Source organism: Dyadobacter ginsengisoli DSM 21015, from assembly GCF_059568735.1.
Window position 1 is genome coordinate 292239 of the sequence record NZ_JCANTY010000006.1, and the last position, 20498, is coordinate 312736.

The 20498-nt window shown below is 46.5% G+C and carries 15 protein-coding genes; 9 read left to right on the top strand and 6 right to left on the bottom strand.

The window, feature by feature from the left end:
* The first annotated feature begins 772 nt into the window (after positions 1-772).
* The 3 genes from BP71_RS22975 (at position 773) to BP71_RS22985 (ending at position 6906) form a co-directional block, all read left to right on the top strand.
* On the top strand, positions 773-3094 hold the full coding sequence (locus BP71_RS22975; RefSeq protein ID WP_496383591.1) for a PSD1 and planctomycete cytochrome C domain-containing protein: 2322 nt from the start codon (positions 773-775) through the stop codon (positions 3092-3094).
* Positions 3095-3220: 126 nt separating this feature from the next.
* Positions 3221-4681, top strand: coding sequence for a DUF1501 domain-containing protein (locus tag BP71_RS22980; RefSeq protein WP_496383593.1), 1461 nt, complete (start codon positions 3221-3223; stop codon positions 4679-4681).
* A 62-nt stretch (positions 4682-4743) separates the two neighbouring features.
* Positions 4744-6906 carry a chitobiase/beta-hexosaminidase C-terminal domain-containing protein gene (locus tag BP71_RS22985; RefSeq protein WP_496383595.1) on the top strand — a complete coding sequence of 721 codons (2163 nt, stop codon included), beginning with the start codon at positions 4744-4746 and terminating at the stop codon, positions 6904-6906.
* Positions 6907-6948: 42 nt separating this feature from the next.
* Here BP71_RS22985 and BP71_RS22990 read toward each other — a convergent pair whose 3' ends face one another.
* Positions 6949-7581 (bottom strand): response regulator, encoded by a 633-nt coding sequence (locus BP71_RS22990; protein WP_496383597.1) that lies wholly within the window; start codon positions 7579-7581, stop codon positions 6949-6951.
* A gap of 337 nt (positions 7582-7918) precedes the next feature.
* Between BP71_RS22990 and BP71_RS22995 the strand changes: the two genes are divergently transcribed.
* A complete protein-coding gene (locus BP71_RS22995; protein WP_496383599.1) occupies positions 7919-8362 on the top strand; it encodes a response regulator in 444 nt (147 codons plus the stop codon).
* A 128-nt stretch (positions 8363-8490) separates the two neighbouring features.
* Here the strand turns inward: BP71_RS22995 and BP71_RS23000 are convergent, their stop codons facing one another.
* The 4 genes from BP71_RS23000 to BP71_RS23015 form a co-directional block, all read right to left on the bottom strand.
* The gene (locus tag BP71_RS23000; protein ID WP_496383601.1) at positions 8491-9162 is read right to left on the bottom strand and encodes a MutS-related protein; all 672 of its coding nucleotides are present in this window, start codon (positions 9160-9162) and stop codon (positions 8491-8493) included.
* Positions 9132-10064 (bottom strand): hypothetical protein, encoded by a 933-nt coding sequence (locus tag BP71_RS23005; protein ID WP_496383603.1) that lies wholly within the window; start codon positions 10062-10064, stop codon positions 9132-9134. Before BP71_RS23005 ends, BP71_RS23000 begins: the two co-directional genes overlap by 31 nt.
* A gap of 343 nt (positions 10065-10407) precedes the next feature.
* Positions 10408-12702: a TonB-dependent siderophore receptor gene (locus BP71_RS23010; protein ID WP_496383605.1), complete on the bottom strand. Its 2295-nt coding sequence runs from the start codon at positions 12700-12702 to the stop codon at positions 10408-10410.
* 95 nt (positions 12703-12797) lie between these two features.
* Positions 12798-12974 carry a hypothetical protein gene (locus BP71_RS23015; protein ID WP_496383607.1) on the bottom strand — a complete coding sequence of 59 codons (177 nt, stop codon included), beginning with the start codon at positions 12972-12974 and terminating at the stop codon, positions 12798-12800.
* A 298-nt stretch (positions 12975-13272) separates the two neighbouring features.
* Here BP71_RS23015 and BP71_RS23020 point away from each other — a divergent pair, with 298 nt between their 5' ends.
* Positions 13273-13869, top strand: a complete 597-nt coding sequence (locus BP71_RS23020) for a Crp/Fnr family transcriptional regulator (protein WP_496383609.1) — start codon at positions 13273-13275, stop codon at positions 13867-13869.
* 106 nt (positions 13870-13975) lie between these two features.
* The gene (locus BP71_RS23025) at positions 13976-14503 is read left to right on the top strand and encodes a hypothetical protein (protein WP_496383611.1); all 528 of its coding nucleotides are present in this window, start codon (positions 13976-13978) and stop codon (positions 14501-14503) included.
* A 477-nt stretch (positions 14504-14980) separates the two neighbouring features.
* On the opposite strand, the gene BP71_RS23030 is transcribed toward BP71_RS23025, so the two are convergent.
* Positions 14981-16153 (bottom strand): serine hydrolase domain-containing protein, encoded by a 1173-nt coding sequence (locus tag BP71_RS23030; RefSeq protein WP_496383613.1) that lies wholly within the window; start codon positions 16151-16153, stop codon positions 14981-14983.
* 359 nt (positions 16154-16512) lie between these two features.
* On the opposite strand from BP71_RS23030, the gene BP71_RS23035 reads away from it, so the two are divergent.
* The 3 genes from BP71_RS23035 (at position 16513) to BP71_RS23045 (ending at position 20486) form a co-directional block, all read left to right on the top strand.
* On the top strand, positions 16513-16728 hold the full coding sequence (locus BP71_RS23035) for a hypothetical protein (protein WP_496383615.1): 216 nt from the start codon (positions 16513-16515) through the stop codon (positions 16726-16728).
* Between the two features lie 269 nt (positions 16729-16997).
* Positions 16998-19982: an ATP-binding protein gene (locus BP71_RS23040; protein ID WP_496383617.1), complete on the top strand. Its 2985-nt coding sequence runs from the start codon at positions 16998-17000 to the stop codon at positions 19980-19982.
* Positions 19983-20099: 117 nt separating this feature from the next.
* Positions 20100-20486, top strand: a complete 387-nt coding sequence (locus tag BP71_RS23045) for a hypothetical protein (protein WP_496383619.1) — start codon at positions 20100-20102, stop codon at positions 20484-20486.
* Positions 20487-20498: the final 12 nt, after the last annotated feature.

The window sequence follows — 20498 nt, forward strand, 5'->3', positions numbered from 1 at the left end:
ACTGGCTCTTCCGAGGTTACTGTCATCGCCTTTCCTATTTGCCTCCTGCTAATCTAGGGAATTAAATGGGCCACCGGCGTCCCATGGGCTGCCAGCGGATGAAATATGACCAGTGCCTCGATGATGGTTTTTTAGCTCCCATAATACAATGTCTTTTTGGGTATCTAAAACACTTGGAAAGCGGCTGGTTTTTTCACTCCACCACTGGTGATGGAGTGCATGATGATTTGTAGCGGCAAATGTGCTGAAAGAGCCAAAAGGAGTGGGTGAAAATTGTTTGATTAATGATTAAATAGATTTAATTCTTACATGAAATTACTTCTATTATTTATAGAAATAATTTTACAAATTTTTGTGCTTCTCATTTCTCCTTTTTAGCCTGATGTACTGGTCAAAAGGAGGTCGTTTGAAATAAAAAGCGGTAGAAAGCGGGCATTTTAGTGCCTTCCGGTGGTATCAAAAGGGAAGCAATGGTTGGATGATTTGTGCAAACATGGTATCAGAAGGTGCCAATCAAAAACTAATTTACTGGACTGGTTTATAATAAATTTGCATAATTTCTCTAGACGCTCCGTTTGGGTAAGCGTGTGCGAGAGATGCTTTATGAGATCTTATTAGTATATTTGATTTTAATATATTGATAATGAGCTACATAAATCCTTTTTTAGAAGCAAGGAGGGCGCTCTGTATTTTTTTGCCCCCGTTGGTTGGAGTTACTGGTAGTATATTAACATAACTCCATGAATTTTTACGCAGGTTTATTGATTGTCAAATGAAAAAGAAGTTCTTATTTCCAGTGGTGTTGGCTGGTGTCATTGCGTTTCTGGCGGTCTCGTGTTTCAAAAAGAACGGAACATTACAGACCAAATCGGGCAGCGACGCAGTAAGTTATAATTTTGATATCCGGCCGATCCTGTCCGATAAATGCTATGCCTGTCACGGGCCGGATGCCAAAAAACGGGAAGCCGGATTGAGACTGGATGTGGCCGAAAGCGCTTATGCCAAATTGAAAGATGGGAAGGGTGTAGCGATTTTTCCGGGCAAACCCGAACAATCAGAAGTTTATAAAAGGATTACATCGGTAGATCCGTCGTATCAGATGCCTACCCCGGAATCGCATTTAGGGTTGCTGAATGAAACGGAGATCGGACTGGTGCGCAAATGGATCGAGCAAGGAGCAAAATACGAGAAGCATTGGGCATTCTCGACTCCTGTGTTGCCGGCCGTTCCCGAGGTTTCCAACAGCGAGTGGCCCAAAAATGAAATTGACCACTTCGTGCTGCAAAAAATGGAAGGCGCTGGGTTGACCCCGAATGAAGAAGCCGACAGAAGCCATTTGCTTAAAAGGGCCGCACTGGACCTGACCGGCCTGCCACCAACGGTAGAAATGCAAAAGAAGTTTGAGGCAGATGGAAGCGACAAGGCATATGAAAAGATCGTCGACGAACTGATTGGCCAAAACACTTATGGAGAGAAAATGGCGGTTTATTGGCTGGACGTGGCACGGTATGCCGATTCTTATGGCTATCAGGATGATGAAGTGCGAACACAATGGCCCTGGCGCGACTGGCTTATCAACGCATTCAATAAGAATATGCGCTACGACCAGTTTCTGTTGTGGCAGATTGCCGGCGATATGTTACCCAATGCCAGTAAGGAGCAGATTCTGGCCACGGCATTTTTCAGAAACCACAAATACACCGAGGAAGGAGGGGTGATCCCGGAGGAATACCGCATCGAATACAATATCGATAAAACCAAGACTTTCAGTACCGGTGTACTGGGGCTGACCGTCGAATGCGCGCAGTGCCACGACCATAAATACGACCCTATTTCGCAGGAAGATTACTACCGGATGTTTGCGTTTTTCAATAACTCGAAGGAAAAGGGTTTTGAGGGCGATATTTCTCAGACAAAACCTGCGAAAATGCCCGTGATGACGATTTCCGATGAAGAAGCGAGGACGTTGCTGTCGTTCATCAACAGGCCGGACACCAGTAAACTCATGGTATCGGTATTGGGCGATCTGGACACCCTCCGGCCTACGCATATCCTTAACCGCGGCGTGTATGACGCACCCGGACGTGTAGTGACTGCGGCTGCACTGCCCGCGGTGATGAAATTTGATACTACCAGACTCCCGCAAAACAGGCTTGGACTGGCTAAATGGACGACGAGTAAAAGTAATCCTCTGACAGCCAGGGTGTTTGTTAATCAGATCTGGCAGGAATTCTTCGGACGGGGCATTGTAAAAAGTACTGGGGATTTTGGTATGCAGGGAGACCTCCCCACGAATCCTGCATTACTGGATTGGCTTGCGGTAGATTTTATGAACCACGGATGGGACATTAAGAGGCTGGTGAAGCAAATTGTCACCTCTGCTACTTACCGGCAATCCGCCAAGATCACCGACGAAAAACTGAAAGCGGATCCCGACAATATTTATCTGTCGCATGGGCCGCGTTACCGGCTGCCTGCGGAGCTTGTCCGGGATATGGTGTTGTCGACGAGTGGATTATTAAACCCCAAAATAGGCGGGCCCAGCGTAAAACCTTACCAGCCCAAAGGCCTTTGGGAGGCAGCAACATCAGGCCGCGGCACGTTGCGGACCTATCAGCAAGACAGGGGAGAAGCATTGTACCGAAGAGGCATGTACACGTTTATCAAACTGACGGTGCCGCCGCCCTCGATGATCATTTTTGACGCCAGCAACCGTGACCATTGCGAGATTAAACGTTCCAAAACGAATACACCGTTGCAGGCGCTGGTAATGCTCAACGACCCGACGGTCCTGGAAGCATCGAGGGTACTGGCTGAAAGGCTGGTTGTGAAATCGACGGATGTGGAGAGCAACATCAGAACGTCTTTTGAGCAGATCGTCTGCCGCCAGCCGACAGATAAGGAAATGAAACTGCTCACCAACTATTACAACGGGGAGGCTTCGATGTTTTCGAAGGATAAAAAACATGCGTTCAGGGTGCTGAATGTGGGTGAGTATCCGCATGAGCCAAAAGCGGATGAAGTACGCGCTGCCGCGTTGATGCGGGTGATCAATGCGCTGTACAATATGGAAGAGACGATTACGAAGAGTTGAAGGTGCCTGTCGGCTGTCAGCCGATTGACGCTGGGTTTTGTTGGAATAGTTATGTGTTGAAATTAGAGTTGTATCTGAATAAAATAAGGCTGACAGTCGATTGCTGATAGCCGAAAGCCAAAAAACATGGAAAAGCCGATATTTGATTTTGGGATCAATACCACACGCAGACATTTTTTATCTAAACTGAGCCTCGGGCTTGGAAGTGCGGCGCTGGGGTCGCTCCTGATCCCGGACCTTTTCAAAGGTGGAGGCGGGGAAGGTGATGTGAACGAACTGATGGCGGGCCTGCCACATTTTGCCCCGAAAGCCAAACGGGTGATTTACCTGTTCCAGAACGGGGCTCCATCCCAGCTGGATTTGTTCGACTACAAGCCAATGCTGAACAAAATGCATGGGCAAGACCTGCCGGAGTCGATTCGGGGTACCCAGCGTTTGACGGGCATGACGGCCAACCAGGCTAAATTCCCTTTGGCGGGTTCGATATTCAACTTTAAACAGCACGGCAAAAGCGGAGCCTGGATGAGCGAGCTGTTGCCGCATATGGCGGGCATAGCGGATGACCTGTGCATTATCAAAACCCTGAATACCGAGGCGATCAACCACGATCCGGCGCTTACATTCTTTCAGACCGGTGCGCAGGTTGGTAACCGGCCCAGTTTCGGTTCGTGGCTGAGCTATGGTTTGGGAAGCGAAAACCAGAACCTGCCGGGCTTTTGCGTTTTGTTGTCGCGGGGAAAAGGAAATGGCCAGGGCGTGTATTCGAAATTATGGACGAATGGCTTTTTGGATTCTGTGCACCAGGGCGTACAATTCAGCAGTGGCGAAAATCCGGTGCTGTACCTCAACGATCCTGATGGCATGGACCGGACGCAACGCCGTAAAATGCTCGACAATCTTGCCGAACTGAACCAGGGGACATACAATGAGTTTGGTGATCCGGAAATTACTGCCAAAGTGCAACAGTACGAAATGGCGTTCCGGATGCAAACGGCTGTTCCCGAAATCACCGATATGAGCAAAGAGCCCGAATCGATCGTAAAAATGTACGGTCCGGAATGCCTCGTGCCCGGTACTTACGCTGCCAATTGTCTTCTGGCCCGGAAGCTTTCGGAACAGGGCGTCCGGTTTGTACAGCTTTATCATCAGGGATGGGATAGCCATGGAGGGCTGCCGACCGAAATCAAAGGGCAATGTATGGATGTCGACCAGGCATCTGCCGCATTGATTACCGACCTTAAACAACGCGGGTTACTGGATGAAACGCTAGTGATCTGGGGTGGGGAGTTTGGGCGGACCAACTATTGCCAGGGAACCCTCACCAAAGACAACTATGGGCGTGACCACCACCCCAGGGCGTTTACCGTCTGGATGGCGGGCGGCGGCGTAAAGCCGGGGATCGTCTATGGTGAAACGGATGAGTTTGGGTACAACATCGTGAAAGACCCGGTTCATGTCCATGATTTCCATGCGACGATACTTAATCAACTGGGACTGGATCACGAAAAGCTCGTTTTCAAACACCAGGGACGCCGCTATCGCCTTACGGATGTGGCGGGCAAGCTGGTGAAAGGAATTATCGCTTAATGGCGCGGCACGCCGCCGCGAAGTACCGTGACAAATAAAATCATTTACTAACCTCGAATACAGTGCGCAGATATTTGTCAGATTGGAAAGGGCTTGTTTATAATTTGGCCTTCTTCCTGAATGGATTGCTCGTATTTCTCTTGTTTTTTGAAAGCCGCTTTACCGTCCCTTTCTGGATGCAGGCGGTGGGAAGGATGCACCCTCTGGTTTTACACTTCCCGCTGGTCGTCCTGATACTGTACAGTTTGTGGGTCCTGATCGTCGAAAAGGTGGATTCGACCCGTTGGAATGTCCAGCTGGCAGATAGTTTGCTGATCATCGGCGCGCTCACTGCGGCGGTTGCTGCATTTTCAGGTTTTGTTTTGTCCAAAGAAGAAGGTTACGAATCTGATACACTACTTTGGCATAAATGGCTGGGTATTGGCATCTCGCTGACAAGTATCATCTGGTACGGGGCGAAAAAATATCTGGCTCCCTGGAAATTGTCTTCCAAGCTGGTGGCGGGTGCCTTTTTGGTGTTGCTTTTTGTGGGGGGGCATTTGGGCGGAAACCTGACCCACGGCGAGGATTTTTTGATTTCCCCGTTGGGACCATCCGCCGATGAGAACCCGAAAGTTGCTTTCGAGGATGCCAAGGTTTACGACGACCTTGTGAAGCCTGTTTTGGAGCAAAAATGCCTGTCATGTCATAATGAAGAGAAAGCCAAAGGAGGTTTACAGATCCAGACGCAGGCCTTGCTTACCAAGGGAGGTAAGGGGGGCGTACTTTGGGACACTACCAAAGCGGATCTCGGCCTGCTGATCAGCAGACTACACTTGCCACTTGAAGACAAAAAGCACATGCCGCCGCGTGGTAAGGTGCAGTTGACAGACGACGAAATCGTGTTGCTGGCAGCGTGGGTGAAGAGCGGGTCGCGGTTCGACCAGCTGGTGACTTCCCTTTCGCCGCAAAGCCCGGTTTATACATATGCCCAAAATGTATTGGAAGGGGACCGGACGGAAGAGCAGTATGACTTTACCGCGGCGGATGCCGATGAAGTAAAAAAACTGAACACCACTTATCGACTGATCAGGCCGTTGTCGGCGGAATCGCCGGCATTGTTTGTGAATTTTTACAACCGTGCAAATTTCAAAAGTGAGGATATCGAAGGATTGATACCATTGAAAGGGCAGATTGTTTCGATGGATTTGAGTAAGATGCCGGTGAAGGATGAGGATCTGAAGAGGTTGGCCCAGTTTCCGGAGCTTCGTAAGCTGATCCTGAATTTTACAGATATTACGGGAACGACATTGGGAGAGCTGAAAAAGCTGGGAAACCTCCGTGAACTTTCATTGAGCGGGACGGCCGTAAAAATGGACGATATTAAATCGCTGGACGCTATTCCTTCTTTGAAAAAGGTGTATGTATGGAGTACAGGCCTGAGTACCGAAGAGCTGGCAAGATTGAAAAAAGGAGGGAAGATCGCATTTGAGACGGGTTTCAGAAGCGACACCTTGGTCCTGGCGCTCAATCCGCCTATTATCGTCACCGAAAAGCAGCTTGTTGCCAAAGACGAAAGAGTGACCCTCAAACATCAGATAGCCGGAACGGTCATCCGATATACCCTCGATGGTTCCGAGCCCGACAGTGTTCGATCGCAGGTCTATGATAAGCCGATTTCCATTACCAGAAACAGCACGCTGAAAGCAAGGGCTTTCCGGAACGGCTGGTACGGCAGCAAACAGGTGGCGAAAGTATTTTTCAAAGCGGGTTATCCAATCGACAGCGCACAACTGATCACACCGGTGGATCCGAGCTATAAAGCGAAGGGAGCGGCTTCGCTGTATGACGGAAAGGTAGGCGATACCGAACGGGTGAGCGGTACCTGGCTGGGTTACACCCAAAACGATTTTCAAAGCTATCTGTACTTCAAAAAGCCTGTAAGGGCCGGTAATGTAACTTTGAGCATGCTCCGGAGCCTCGGAAGCTATATTTTCCCGCCCACGCGGATTGAAGTATGGGGAGGAACCGACGAAAAATCACTTAAGCTGCTGAAAGTAATCAGTCCCGAAGTACCGGAGAAAGACATACCCGGCGCCGAAAACCTCATTTATGAGGCTGCGTTCGAGCCCCGTGAGGTTAGTTGTATTAAATTGGTAGCCAAACCATTGGCAAAGCTTCCGGCCTGGCATCAGGGTAAGGGAGGGAAAGGGTGGCTGTTTGTGGACGAGCTGATCGTGAATTAAAGAAGCCAGGCAGTCCGCCAGCAAATCTGTAAGATGCCGTAGCTAATCATTCAGCTCAAAATAAGTGGTCAACTCGATCACATTGCTCACTCCAAGCTTATCGAAGATTTTGGATTTATAAATGCTGATCGAGGAAGGCGAAAGGTTCAAATGTTCACTGATTGTCTTGGTGGACGACCCTCTGACCAGCAACCGTGCCACTTCGAGTTCTTTATCCGAAAGCTTGTCTGCGACAGACTCTTCGGAGCCTTTTGCATTGAACAACTGCCGGAACGCATTTTGCATGACCTGCGGACTGGCATACGTGCGGCCGCTGAGCACCTGATCCACCGCTTGGGTAAAGTCATCGTTCATCGCCGTTTTGGATATATAGCCATTTGCACCGGCTTTAAGAAACGGCAGTGCATAAAGCTGCTCGTCGTAGCTTGAACAAACCAATATGGGTATCTCCGGCTGCTTTAACCTGACCGAATGGACCATCCCAACCTTGTCGCCGCCCGGAAGATTAATATCCATGATCAGCAGATCAAACTTACGCTTGTCAAGCATTGCGATCGTTTTGGAAAAATCACTTGTGCAGGTCAGCACTGCTTCCGGCTTATGTTCCATCAATAAATGCTGGATACCCATCAAGATTAGCGGATGGTCTTCCGCGATGATGATTTGAATGCTCATTGCAACGGGTCGTGAGTGGTGCCTGGCCTTATGCCCGACAATAATATAGAAAATTAGCCATAGTACTACTTCGATAGATTGCTAAATTTTTTAAATGAGCAAATAACATTTTTGAACAGACGTTTCAATTTTTTGTGGTCTCGGGTCCGGCTAAACGCCCTACATTTGTTGCATCCCGAATCCCTGGTATATACGGAAGATCTGGGATAGTAGGCTACGCAGGGAGGAAAGCTATAAGTGATTTCATGACGTTGAGTGAAGTAATCATCTCCCGGCGATGCCGGGAGACCTGATTTTAAAGTGGAGCGTACCTTTGGTACAAGATAGACAGAAGAATATGAATGTAGTACTGATAGACAAGCACCCCGTATTTCGCACAGGCATCCGCGTCATGCTGAAAAGCCAATTCGAAGACATGACAACCCTCGAAACCGCGTGTATGCACTCACTTGGGAAAGTTACGCAACCGACTCCCATCGACATTATCATTATCGGCCTCTCAGAGGAACAGCCCGAAATAGACAAGGTCGTCCTGAAAAGGGTGATGCGAATGAACCCTTTAGCTTCATTCATTATATACGCCAGCTATCCGCGTTACGAGCTCGCGCAATCGCTGCTGCGCATCGGTGTGAAAGGTTATCTTACCAAAAACGGCTGTCCCGAGGATCTCGTGACCTGTATGCAATCGGTCATTGCCGGTAAGTCTTACGTTTGCCGTCAGGTTCAAGCGACGGCTGCTGCCAAACTAAAACGCATACCGGCCAGATTGAGCCTGGCGTAGCCACCTGCGACAACTGGCGCTGTATGCATCTTGCGTGGTTTATTTTAGGGTTAGTCTTAATGAGTAACGATCAATCAAATAACCCATCCGTTTCACACAGGTATCCGGCGATGACGTTAGCCGGGTGCTCAGGTTCTGCCTTTTAACTCCCGCGACAATCTCAGCGCTTCGTCGATAATTTCGGTGGGATATTGATTCAAACCCAATATCCTGATAGCATTGGTGGTGGCCAGTTTTCCAAGCTTGATTTTGTAGTCAAAAATGATTTTATTTTCCTCTATGATTTCGGTGAAATGATAGAGGTCAAAAGTATCGGATAAATAATCAGCCATTTCCAGATCGTGCGTGGAGACCAACACCATATTTCCCCGTCGGGTTACGTAGCTTAATACCGACTTCCCGATTGCAATCCGTTCTATTGAATTGGTCCCTTTGAAAAGTTCGTCCAGCAGGAAGAGATTGTTCTCACTGGATTCACTTTCCTCAATCAGGTATTTTAATGTAACTACTTCCTCAAAATAGTAGCTTTTTTCATCAAGCAGATCGTCCGATATTCTGATCGAAGAATGAATTTTTGTCAGAGGCATAGAGAAATCCTTTGCGAAGCAGGTGTTGATGGTCTGTCCCAGGATGGCATTGATGCCCATCGTTCTGATAAATGTGGTTTTGCCCGACATGTTTGAACCGGTCAACAAGGCTGACTTCCCTTTCAATTCAATATTGTTGGGAATCCCGTTGAACAACAGCGGATGATATACTTCCTTGGCAGTCAACTCATTTCTGTTCTTTTCTGAGGCCATTGGGCAGGAATAGGGTACGCTTTCCCGAAGCGCAAGAATAGATAGTGCGACGTCACATTCGGCCACGAAATGAAAAACATCCGCGATTTGCTGTCTTTGAGAATCGAGCATCCGGAGCGTGGTAAACATGAGGACAGGTTCCAGCAAAAAAATGCTTTGAACAATTCCATGACATATTCAACGAACTGGCCGATTTCACCTTGCAGTTTAGCCTCCATCCTGAAAACCGACATCTGCGGACCAAGACGATTGAGCATGTCGGTGGACCTCTGTAAGTTCGGATGGGCTTCGGTGAATTCAGTATTTGCCAATATTTTTCTAGCAATCTGATTCAAAAGGAAGAGTTGGGGAATAGAACTGCCATACCTGTACAGGTTGTTTTTATTCCAATAATGGATACCCATGTTGATCGGGAAGAGAACGATCAGTAAGATCAGGATTTGCGGAAAAAAGTAAGACAATGTAATCGAAACCACGCTGATGCCGCAAAGTAGCCTGATGAGCCAGAACCAGGTGGGTCTTTGCAAGTATTTTTCCTGAAAAAGTGGCGCTACGTAGTAAGCATCTCTTTTGCTTAGTTTGGATATTTCTCTTGTTACTGAGGTTCTTAGCGCTAAATTTTTTCGGAAAACAGAGATCGTACTTTCAAGTTTCTCCACACGGGTACTATCACGTGGAATGCTTCTGATCAGAGAATACAAATATTGTTGACCGACGCAGGAGACAGTGCGGTCTATAAACCTGAAGACGTTTTCAATGTCCAGGTCCATGAAAGTTCTGTCGGAGATGACCTGAAAAATGTCGTCGTGCTTAGCATTGAGAAAATACTTTTCAATCTGACTAAAATTGAAGTACTCTGTTTTGATTTTGTGTTTCGTTTCCTGTTCTGAGAGAGTTTTCATTGATTTCAGATTCATGGGATTGCCCGTTGCATCAGGAGATAAACAATTTCCCCTGGTAATGAACTGACATCAATATAGAATACAGGGTAAGAAAGTGCATCCGGAATGTGTCAAACGGAAGATCCCGTCATTTAAATGCTCATGGGAGTAATGCGGGGAACTGCCAGTTTTTTATAAGTCTGAAATCAGAAAATCCTGTAATGTATAATTACAGGATTTTGATAACTTTTCGATGCTACCGGGGAGGTGGCGCCATAAACGTGTTGATTAGCAATGCAGCCGGGAATGTGAAACGGACTTATTCCCGGCTGCCACTCTGGACAATTGTTGAAATTGGAAAGGGCTAAAATTTGAAAGAAAAATTAGCGACAAAATTTCTGCTAAATTGAGGATTTCCTACTGAGTCCCAATATTTCACATCGGTTATGTTATTTAGTTTGAAACCAAGCTTCCATTTCTCTTTTTGATAAAAAGCGGTAGCATTAATCGTGTGATAGGCCGGAATCGTATAAGTGTTGCTGGAATTCAAATACGAATCACTCACATAGTTTCCACCAAAGCCCAATCCAATTCCTTTCAAATTTTGGAAAGGCAGACGATAGCTCAGCCAGTAGTTAACGATATTTTGTGGTGCCTGTGTCTGGAATTTGCCTTCATACACATCAGCCTTGATGAATTTGTTTTCATTGAAGCCATATCCGGCTACAATACTCAGGCCGGTCAGGGGGTTTGCAGTGAGTTCAACTTCAACGCCCTTGCTCACCTGCTGGCCATCCTGAAAACTATACTGGGCATCATCGGTGCGCAAGGCATTGTCAATGGAAATATGGTAATAGCTTATGCTGCCGCCCAGTTTATTGCCCGGTAGTTCTGCTTTTAAACCACCTTCCAATTGGTTGGCAAAAACCGGTTTAGGTTTAAACAGGCCGCCGTTGGGTTGCTCAACCGGACCCTGGTTCTGAAAACCATTCATAAAGTTTCCAAACAGGGATACCTGATCTTTTACGACCTGGTAAACGATGCCCAACTTCGGAGAAAGCGACGGCTGCACAAAACCTCCCTCGTACGTTTGCTCAAAACGATTGTAGCGTAGGCTCAGCATCGTGGACAGGCGATCTGTCCAATTGATCACGTCAGAGACATACAGACCAAAGGCATTTCCCCCGTATGCATCATGAGACGCAGGTGTTGAAGGGGCAGCCAAAATGCTGTTGATTCTGCTCAGACCCGCTTTTTCGAAGGGTTGGGTAACGTTTATTTTATCAAGGGGAACAATCCTGTAAGTAACTGTTTCGTCATTGTACTCATAACTGGCCCCAATTAATATGTTATGATGAAATCTGCCAGTGTTAAAACTGCCGTTGAAGTTCTGCTGCACATTTGCATAGGTTCTTTCTCTCGGGCCGAAATGTCTGATACTCGTCACGGCTGTATCGGCACTAATCCAATTGACATAAGGCTGATAGCTATTATTCAAAAATTCGTTTACATGAGATATGCCCGTCGTTGACGTCCAGTTTTTACTGATCTGATACTTGGCTTGCCCAAAATATTTGGTGGCCTCTGCATCGCTTAGCAAATCATTTTGAAAGAAAGATTTTTTAAAGCCCAACGGAATATCTTTGGCGGATTTGAAAGGCACCTCATCTGCAAAGAGTAGTGTGTAGGCGGGCCGGGTTGCGTTACTTTTGAAATATTCAAAATCGAACAGGAAAGAAAGGCGATCGCTAGCCTGGTAGGAAAGGCTCGGAGCAATGACATACCTTTTATTTTTGCCATATTCGTTGGAACTGTTTTGCTGGTGATTTACCGCATTGAACCTGAGCAACACTGTTTTTTCTTTGTTAAGCGGGGTATTTACATCAACAGTAGCCCTGCTTAAGTCAAAACTTCCCATGCTGTAAGCTACTTCACCTCCAAAACCAGCATAAGGTTTTTTGGTAACCAAATTCATAGCGCCGCCGAAAGTGGACACTTGCGAACCAAAAAGAGTGCCCGATGGGCCTTTAATCAACTCGATGCGTTCGAGATTTGCGATTTCCGTTCCTGACCTGTAAACCGAAGTCGCCATCCCGTTCCGGGCATAGTCGAAATTGGTGAAACCTCTGAATGTTACCGCAAAGCTTCCGGTAACGTATTCGGTAGGGGCAACCCCCGCCGCGGCCCGAAAGACATCCTTAATGTCGGTCATCACTTGCTCTTTCATCAGATCCTTGCCCACGACGCTGTACACCTGTGGATTTTCGAGATTTTTTAAAGGCATCCGTGCAACATATTCGGTTTCTTTGTTCATCAACCTGCTATCGTCGCGTATGACAACCTCCTGCAACTGACGGTCGTCTTCGGCCAGGGTAAAATTGACTGAACTGGTTTCTCCTGCTGCTACCGTTACGGTACTTTTTTGTGCGACAAGTCCGGTAAAACTCGCTGTAAGCGTGTAAGTTCCGGCAGAAACTTTATTGATCGTGTAATGACCGGCCTCATTTACGACAGCGCCCCTGGCCGTTTTTTCCAGAATAATATTTACAAATTCGGCAGGCTTGCCGTCCGAAGTGGTTACTGTGCCCTTGATCGTGCCGGTTTGGGCAATGGCTCGCACCGAAACAATGAGGAAAATGAACATTAGAAATCGAAACATATGTATTTATTTTATTTGGACTTATTATAAATAAAATACAAATGTAGAGAAACTTTGTAATCCTTTCCCGCGGAACGTCAAAAAATCAAGTTTTTTTAAACCGGGAGAGTAAGGTTGAAGCTAGGGGAATGCCGTAGTGGTGGCAACTCGTTTTCGTAGGAGCATATCCGACCATTCATCGTGTGCTTCGAATTCTGCATACGATGCTTTTTTAGATCGCCGTCGCGGTCGTTTACCATCGCTGGCTTGTAGGGGAGGAGGGCAATGTCCATGTCGAAGTTTGACAAGTTATTTGTTCGATTACGAAAAAGGCCGCTCCTCATAACGGGGTCGGCCAAAAGTAGATGGAGTGAGATTCAGCTAACTCCAACGCATTGACATTGGAATCAGTTCTTAAACCCGGTTTACGTGTAGTACGGGTAAAGGCACAAACTGGTTAAAATCGATCAAGGTATTTAAAAAGTAAAGGCGTAGTTTCATGACTCGTTTTAGAGCGGGTTATGAAACATGAATATTTAGCGAAGAAATATATTGGTACCGCATTGTCTATTCTGCCTACTGTAAAAAACAATGACGAATTTGAACGCCTACGACAATCTTAGATCAATGCTTGAAAGCCTTGTCCCGCTTTCTGAGGAGGAATGGGCCTTGCTGGGCGGTGCTTTTACGGAAAGAGTTGTGGATAGCAAAACTGTCATTACCAGTGAAGGGGAAATCGAAAAGGAAATATATTTCATCAGCTCTGGGTTGGCCCGGCTATTTTATAGGACCAAAGACAATGACCAGATCACAGCCTTTATATTTTGTGAAAATATGTTCGCCAGCTGTCTCGAAAGTTTCATCAGGCAGCAACCCAGCACACAAAACCTTGAAACTTTGGAAAAGTGTTCATTACTGGTGCTCACCAAAGATAAGCTTGACGGGCTTTACGAGCAGGTCCCTCAAACCCATGTGATCATGCGAAAAGTGATGGAGGCCCGGTTTGTTGCCTCACAGCAGCTGCTGTCGTCTTACATCCTGGCTGGTCCTCAGGAGCGGTATGAGCTGTTTGCGCACCATTATCCGCATCTGGTCCAGCGCGTACCGCTATACATCCTGGCCACGTTTCTGGGGATAACGCCAGTTTCGCTCAGCCGGATTCGCAGGCGGATAGCTCAGTCGGGCTGATTTCTTATCCTTTGTTAAGGACTAACCTTATTGACGGTGGATATCTTTGCGACTCATCAAAAAATAAAAATGTATGAATCGCTCCTGGATGATAATCCTGATTGTCATGTCAATGTCCTTTCCAAGTAATGCCCAACGCCACCCTTCTTCCGATCGGTTTGAGGTCGAGGCAGACCCAATCGCTTTCATACTTAACGGGTACTCATTTCATGTGGGCTATACAATGGGGCATTTGCGGTTTGACGCCGGTGTTTTCGGGATCAAACAGCCCGATTTTACACTCGAAAATAAACTTTTCTCGGTTTTTAGTTCAGGAGGTGGATTAAAGGTTGATTACATGCTGCGTAGAAACCGGGGGCTGTTCTTTGGTCTGCAATCAGATTATGTCACCGACAAGATTGGTTTGAAGTCCGACGAGATCACTCAGTCGGTAAGCGGTGTGACCCTTGGATTGCGAACGGGTTACCGGTTCATGTTTGGTAAGCAGGAACGCCAATTTAAAGGTCTTTACCTGGTGCCGTGGGTAGGTTTAATACATTCGTTAAATCCTTCGGTAGTAACAAAAAGCGGGCATACTTATACACAAGCAAGTTGGTCCATTTTCCCGACGATCCATCTGGGGTACAGGTTCTAATTGGAGCAAAAATATGCAGCCCGTGAACTTGCTCGCAGGCTTCGTGATCATAACCAAACTGGGTTTAGTATGGAATTTCTACACTAGCGTGTCGGCAATGGGTAGCGTACACAAACTCATCTTCGGGCGTTCATATTCTACCCTTGGAGGGATTTCCGGCTAAGCTTTTTGGATACCAGTTTGTTTTCAATCAAAAAATTAAGTTGCTGGCTCAGGTGATACGGCTAAGCAACTTTCGGAGCGGTTTGGTAAGATTCAACTGTCGTTTTTCAAACCGGTTGGCGGCTTTCGATGAAGTGATTAGGTGAAAGCGGGAAGCTAAGGGTTACAGACCGTTCAATTCATCAGTCAGCGTTGACACTTGCCGACGCTAATCCTTAAAAACGTCACAAATCGATCCATCGGAAAGACGCCCAGTGGGGTGAGATGAAAATATTTGAGTGAGTCCGAAAGCATTGGCCACAATGGGTTTCATGTTCAATCATCGGTTCGTACTTTACTCATGGCTTTCAGTAATTCGGAAGGCAATTCATAAATGTCAGGTTCTCCTTGAGAATAATTCCTCATAAGGATGATTCCATATTTGTTTTCTTTTGCAAATGCAAAGTTAGCTGTGTAACCCGCTACCGCTCCTCCATGATTAATAATGGTCAATTGACCTTCTTTATTAGCAAAAAAACCTACTCCATAGTAGTTCTTTTCTCCGATACTAATCATTTTGCTTTGCATCACAGCTAAATTCTTTTCAGACACAAGGTTAGATGAAGCGCCCATAATACAAATCATGAACTTGGCCAAATCATTTGGAGTGGAATATATACCTCCGTTAGGAACTTTGTATCCGCGCCCCTTATGTTCTACAAGAGGTGTTTTCATATCTACAGCACCATCCTCAAGGTCCTGAATTCCAGCCGATAAATTTGAGGCTTTTGCCTCAGGTACAACATAATAACTAGAATTCATATGCAACGGTTCAAAGATCCTTTTCTGGATTAAGTCAATGAATGGCTTTTGTGCAGCCCTTGAAAGAGCCAACCCGAGTATTCCATATCCGATATTGGAATAGCCAAACTTCTCACCAGGTTTAGACTCAAAAGAGGTAGTAGGAATGGCTTCCAAAATTCTATTTTCCCAGTCTTCAATAGCTCCGGAAGCAGCAGTTGGTAATTCTGGTTCACGCGCTAATCCAGAAGTGTGCGTAGCGAGTTGTTGAAAGGTGATTTTTGCATTCTCCGAATACCCCTTCAGCTTTTTTACATCCGGAAAATATAATTCAACAGGATCATTCAAATGAATAATGCTATCCTGAACTAAAAGCATCATCAGAAACGCCGTAAATGTTTTGGAAATCGACCCAATACGGTAAATAGTAGCAGTATCGGCCAAAGACTGAGTTCCTAAATTGGAAACTCCATATCCCTTTGACCAAATGATTTTATCCCCTTTGACGATAGCCCCGGATATACTTTTGTCTTTGGGCAAGTTTTCTGCTATGATTTTTTCTAATTCCTGAATAATCGCTTCTTCGCTATTTTTATCCCCAAAATCATGTTGGGAATGTGTGCAGCTTAAAGAAAAAGCGAATAGAATCAGAAAGATCAATCGAATTTTCATCATTTTAAAAATGAATTCGCCTATTAACTTATTCATTAGTAGTTAATTATTGCCTTCTGGCAGGGTTAATAATGTTGTATGCTGTCGCTGAAGAAAGGAATGGAAAAGGCTGCATAGTGTCTCGGATATCTCCTCCCTCTATATTCTATTGGACATTTCTACTCCCCGGGCAGGCGGTAAATGGCATATGAGGACATTGCAGCGCATTCTAGAAAGGGCCGATAAAATAACGAAAGATCCTTCTGAAGGTATAGGCTAAATCATATGCTTGTACGCCAGATATGCAAATTTTATTTCAACATTGTCTAAATCCATTCTACAAATAGTGTGATTTGGTCACCAAGTGAATGTTGAGCTATTAAAGCGCTCTCGAAAGGTAGCGACTTTTCTTAAAAATGGCTATCAATATTGTTGTACCAATACCCTGCAAAAAGCAAAAACCTGCGCTTGCGCAGCAAAGGTTTTTTTATTTTTTGCAGAAAGGAAGAGATTTCCCTGTGGAACTGCTTAATTGGCCTGAAAGCCAGGTAATTGCGGTTTTTTCGATTTGGTACGAATATAAATGGATCATTTTTGGCGTTTTTTTGCAACTTATTTGTCGCGATTTTTGAGCATTTGAACCATGTCAAACAGTAATTTATTCTCAGCTTCTAGCCCTTCGAGCCTTCCTATTTTCGCCTGCATAGTCTTGTATTGTTAAATTTCCTCGGGTAAACATCAAAGCCTGTCAGCTTTGTGAGGCAATATCAAATTCATTTGCAACCTTAGCAAATGTCAGTTCTGGTAGCGCTCATTAACTTGTCCGTGAATATAGAACCCTTCCAACATGATACTGAAGCCTGCCGGATTACTCACCCATATCAACGCATGCCTGGCAATAATGAGCGATAGAAAACCAAGGAAATTTCATGGTCGCATCCTTATCAGCATCGCCTTCGTTGTTTTATACCTGCTGCCATATCTCAAATGTAGCGCGCAGCAGGAGCCTGTCCTGTTGACAGATACAATTGCACTAAAATCGATGTGGCTCAACAAATCCCCATGGAAGTTCCATCCCGGGGATAGCGTGCAGTGGGCAAAACCCGGGTTCAGTGATTCAAGTTGGGTTACATTGGGCGAAACCGGCTTCGGTAAAGACCGGTACAGCAGGGCTCAGGTGCCGCCGGGATGGCAGGGTTTGGGCTGGTTCAGGTTATGGGTAAAAAAGCAAAATGTTTCTTTGACGGAGACCTGGGGACTGTATATTAATCATGATGCGGCCTCAGAAGTGTATTTCGATGGAAAGAAAATAGCCTCACTGGGTAAGCTCGGACGGTCAAAGCAGGAAATGACGGCGGTCAGGGAGCCTTACCAATGTATCCCCCTCGCCATTACCGATACGCTCCCGCATTTGCTGGCCATACGATACAGTAATTTCTGGGAGTACTACCCCAATTTCCTGGGTTTTGAAGCAAGTATCCAGGACCTGGATACCATGAACCGCTCCCAGAAAGCGAATCGGGAAATTATGGGGCATATGCTGATGAGTGTGTCTGTTTCAGCGATCCTGGTGATATTACACTTGCTGATTTATATTTTTTATCCCAGGCAAAAAATCCATTTGTACTACGTGCTGTTTGTGTCAATAGTCGGCCTGGGTTTGTATGCGCGGTATCAGACGTTCGTGGCCACGGACCCGGCCGATCAGGTGCTGGCTACCAGGGTCTTTCTGGCTTTTGTGACATTGCATCTCAGTCTGGGCCTGTTAATGCTTTACCAGGCATGCTATAACAGGTTGCCTCGCCGAAAGACGCTGGTTATGCTCCTGTGCAGTTGGCCGGTGCCCATTATAGCATTTGCCGACTGGTATGAATTCTGGAACAACCCCTTCATTGAAAAGCTGCACAATTGGTACCAGGTCATCTTCGTCCTGATTTTCTACACGGATGCATTTATAGCGATGCGTCGCGCGATTATTAATGGCAATAAGAAACTATGGCTGATTGTGGTGGGAATGATACTCCTGGTGACGGTTGGGACAGTGCTGGGTAGCAATATGTTCGGCTGGCTCACCACGATGCAGGTGATGATCTTTTTTGCCTGGGGGAATTTGCTCATGCCGGTCATGTTTTCGATCTATCTGGCGATCGATGTGGCCGCCACCAACCGCAACCTGGCTTTTCAGTTGAATTTGAATGAAAAACTGGCCTCGGAGAACCTTGCCAAAGAGCAGGAAAAAAACAGGCTGATCGCCGGGCAAGCTGAGCGGTTGGAAAAAATGGTACTCGAAAGGACAGCGCAGGTACGCCAGCAGGCTGAAAAGCTGCGCGAAATGGATGCGGTCAAATCGCGATTTTTTGTCAATCTGACCCATGAATTTAAAACACCGCTCAACCTGATCATCAATCCGGCAAAGGAACTGTTGCGCCAAACCAAAGAAGCCGTACCGCAACGATACGCGCAATTTATACTTCAAAACAGCGAAAGGCTGCTCCAACTTATCAATCAGTTGCTGGATTTGAGCAAGCTCGAAAGTGGGCAGCTCAGTATGAACATGCAGCCTATAGAGCTGGTTCGATGGCTTTCGGGCTACGTGCAACAGCACAGCTCCCTGGCCGAGCATAGAAATATAAGGCTACGTTTTTCCTGTGAACACCCCCAAATATGGGTACAGACCGATTTGGACAAAATAAAAAAGATGGTCCAAAACCTGTTGTCCAATGCGATCAAATTCTCTCATGACCACAGTGAAGTCGTCGTCATCCTCGATAAGTCCGGGACAAAGGAATTCACTATTTCCTTGACGGATCATGGGATAGGTATCCCAACAGGAAAGTTGCCCTTTATTTTCGACCGTTTTTACCAGGTCGACGGATCAGACAGCCGCAGCCGCGAAGGCGCAGGGATCGGACTGGCACTTACCAAAGAATTGGCGGTACTGCTTGGCGGAACAATCACAGTGGATTCGGCCAGCGGCCAGGGGAGTACCTTCCTTTTAACGCTGCCCTATATAGAACCGAGCGGAGAAAATGAAGCGGATAACAGCAGTGATGTGGAGGGGACCGGCACCTGGCAGACCGATCAGGAATATGAAAGCCGGGGCCTTCTTCAACCGGAAACAACCGAAGAAGACCTGCCCCTGATATTATTGGTGGAGGACAATGCCGATCTGAGGGAATTCATGACTTTATCCTTTTCAGAAGACTACCGCGTAATTACCGCATGGGACGGTGAAGAAGGCATACGAATGGCACTTGAAAAGATCCCGCTACTGGTGATCACCGACCTGATGATGCCCAAAAAAGACGGCTATCAGGTATGTGAAGCATTGAAAAGCGACGAAAGAACCAGCCATATTCCCGTTGTAATGCTGACAGCCAAAACCGATACAGATAGTCGCATACAAGGTATCGTAACGGGTGCGGATGCTTATCTGGCCAAACCCTTTGATAAACGGGAGCTTATGGCTGTGATAGAAAACCTGGTCCGGGTCCGCAAACAGCTCAGAGAAAAATACGGTCAGCAAGAGGTGTGGCTTACGGGTCTCGCGCAGCTTCCCTCGATCGAACAAAAGTTTCTGGACAAAGTCCGCAATGCTATTGCCGACAACATCGAAGACAGCTTGTTTGGCACCGATCAACTAGCCAGTGAAATGGCACTCAGCCGCACCCAGCTGCACCGCAAATTGAAACAGCTTATCAATCAAAGCCCGGGTGAAATGATCCGCGTTTTTCGAATGCTGCGGGCGCAGGAGCTCTTGCAGCAATCCGTAGGTACGGTTGCGGAAGTCGGCTACATGGTCGGTTACGGCAATCCGGCCAATTTCTCCACCAGTTTCACAAAACATTTCGGTTACCCGCCCAGCGAGGTGTTGAAACGGTCTTAAACTGCCCATAAATAGAATTTGTGTGTTGTACAACGAATTCAAAGTTATTTGCAACACACTCAAATGCCGTTACATGTTGTCGTAGGTAGTTTTGATAAACTTAAAACTGCTGAAAACATGAACGCTGTCATTATAATTTTGGTATTGACCGTTGCCTTGGTCGCTTGCCGCAAGAATACTCAGGAAACGAACCGGTCTATTACGGGCGAATGGGATTTACACTCCACTTACAACGGAAAACCGTGGCTTTTTACAGCCCGCTTCAAACCGGACGGCGTGATTGACGGCATTGGAAATGGTAAACTCGTTATCAGCATGAATTACAAGGTTTCTGGTGATACCATTTATTTCTCCGGGGACCCTTCCTGCGTACCGAACTCGGTAGGAGTTTACAAGCTAAACTATTTTCAGGATTCTGTCAGCTTCGATCGGGTCGATGACACATGCAGTGTAAGAATTGCCAATACCGACAAAGTGCGCCTGGGCCGGGTGAATGCAGAATAGGCAGGCCGGTAA

Bases quoted from the DNA above. Each gene is read 5' to 3' on its own strand.
- BP71_RS22995 (WP_496383599.1), top strand. From the start codon at position 7,919: ATGAATGTAGTACTGATAGACAAGCACCCCGTATTTCGCACAGGCATC.
- BP71_RS23030 (WP_496383613.1), bottom strand. From the start codon at position 16,153: ATGAATAAGTTAATAGGCGAATTCATTTTTAAAATGATGAAAATTCGA.
- BP71_RS22990 (WP_496383597.1), bottom strand. From the start codon at position 7,581: ATGAGCATTCAAATCATCATCGCGGAAGACCATCCGCTAATCTTGATG.
- BP71_RS23015 (WP_496383607.1), bottom strand. From the start codon at position 12,974: ATGGACATTGCCCTCCTCCCCTACAAGCCAGCGATGGTAAACGACCGC.
- BP71_RS22975 (WP_496383591.1), top strand. From the start codon at position 773: ATGAAAAAGAAGTTCTTATTTCCAGTGGTGTTGGCTGGTGTCATTGCG.
- BP71_RS23040 (WP_496383617.1), top strand. From the start codon at position 16,998: ATGAGCGATAGAAAACCAAGGAAATTTCATGGTCGCATCCTTATCAGC.
- BP71_RS23005 (WP_496383603.1), bottom strand. From the start codon at position 10,064: ATGAAAACTCTCTCAGAACAGGAAACGAAACACAAAATCAAAACAGAG.
- BP71_RS22980 (WP_496383593.1), top strand. From the start codon at position 3,221: ATGGAAAAGCCGATATTTGATTTTGGGATCAATACCACACGCAGACAT.
- BP71_RS23045 (WP_496383619.1), top strand. From the start codon at position 20,100: ATGAACGCTGTCATTATAATTTTGGTATTGACCGTTGCCTTGGTCGCT.
- BP71_RS23035 (WP_496383615.1), top strand. From the start codon at position 16,513: ATGGCTATCAATATTGTTGTACCAATACCCTGCAAAAAGCAAAAACCT.
- BP71_RS23020 (WP_496383609.1), top strand. From the start codon at position 13,273: ATGACGAATTTGAACGCCTACGACAATCTTAGATCAATGCTTGAAAGC.
- BP71_RS23010 (WP_496383605.1), bottom strand. From the start codon at position 12,702: ATGTTTCGATTTCTAATGTTCATTTTCCTCATTGTTTCGGTGCGAGCC.
- BP71_RS23025 (WP_496383611.1), top strand. From the start codon at position 13,976: ATGTCAATGTCCTTTCCAAGTAATGCCCAACGCCACCCTTCTTCCGAT.
- BP71_RS23000 (WP_496383601.1), bottom strand. From the start codon at position 9,162: ATGGCCTCAGAAAAGAACAGAAATGAGTTGACTGCCAAGGAAGTATAT.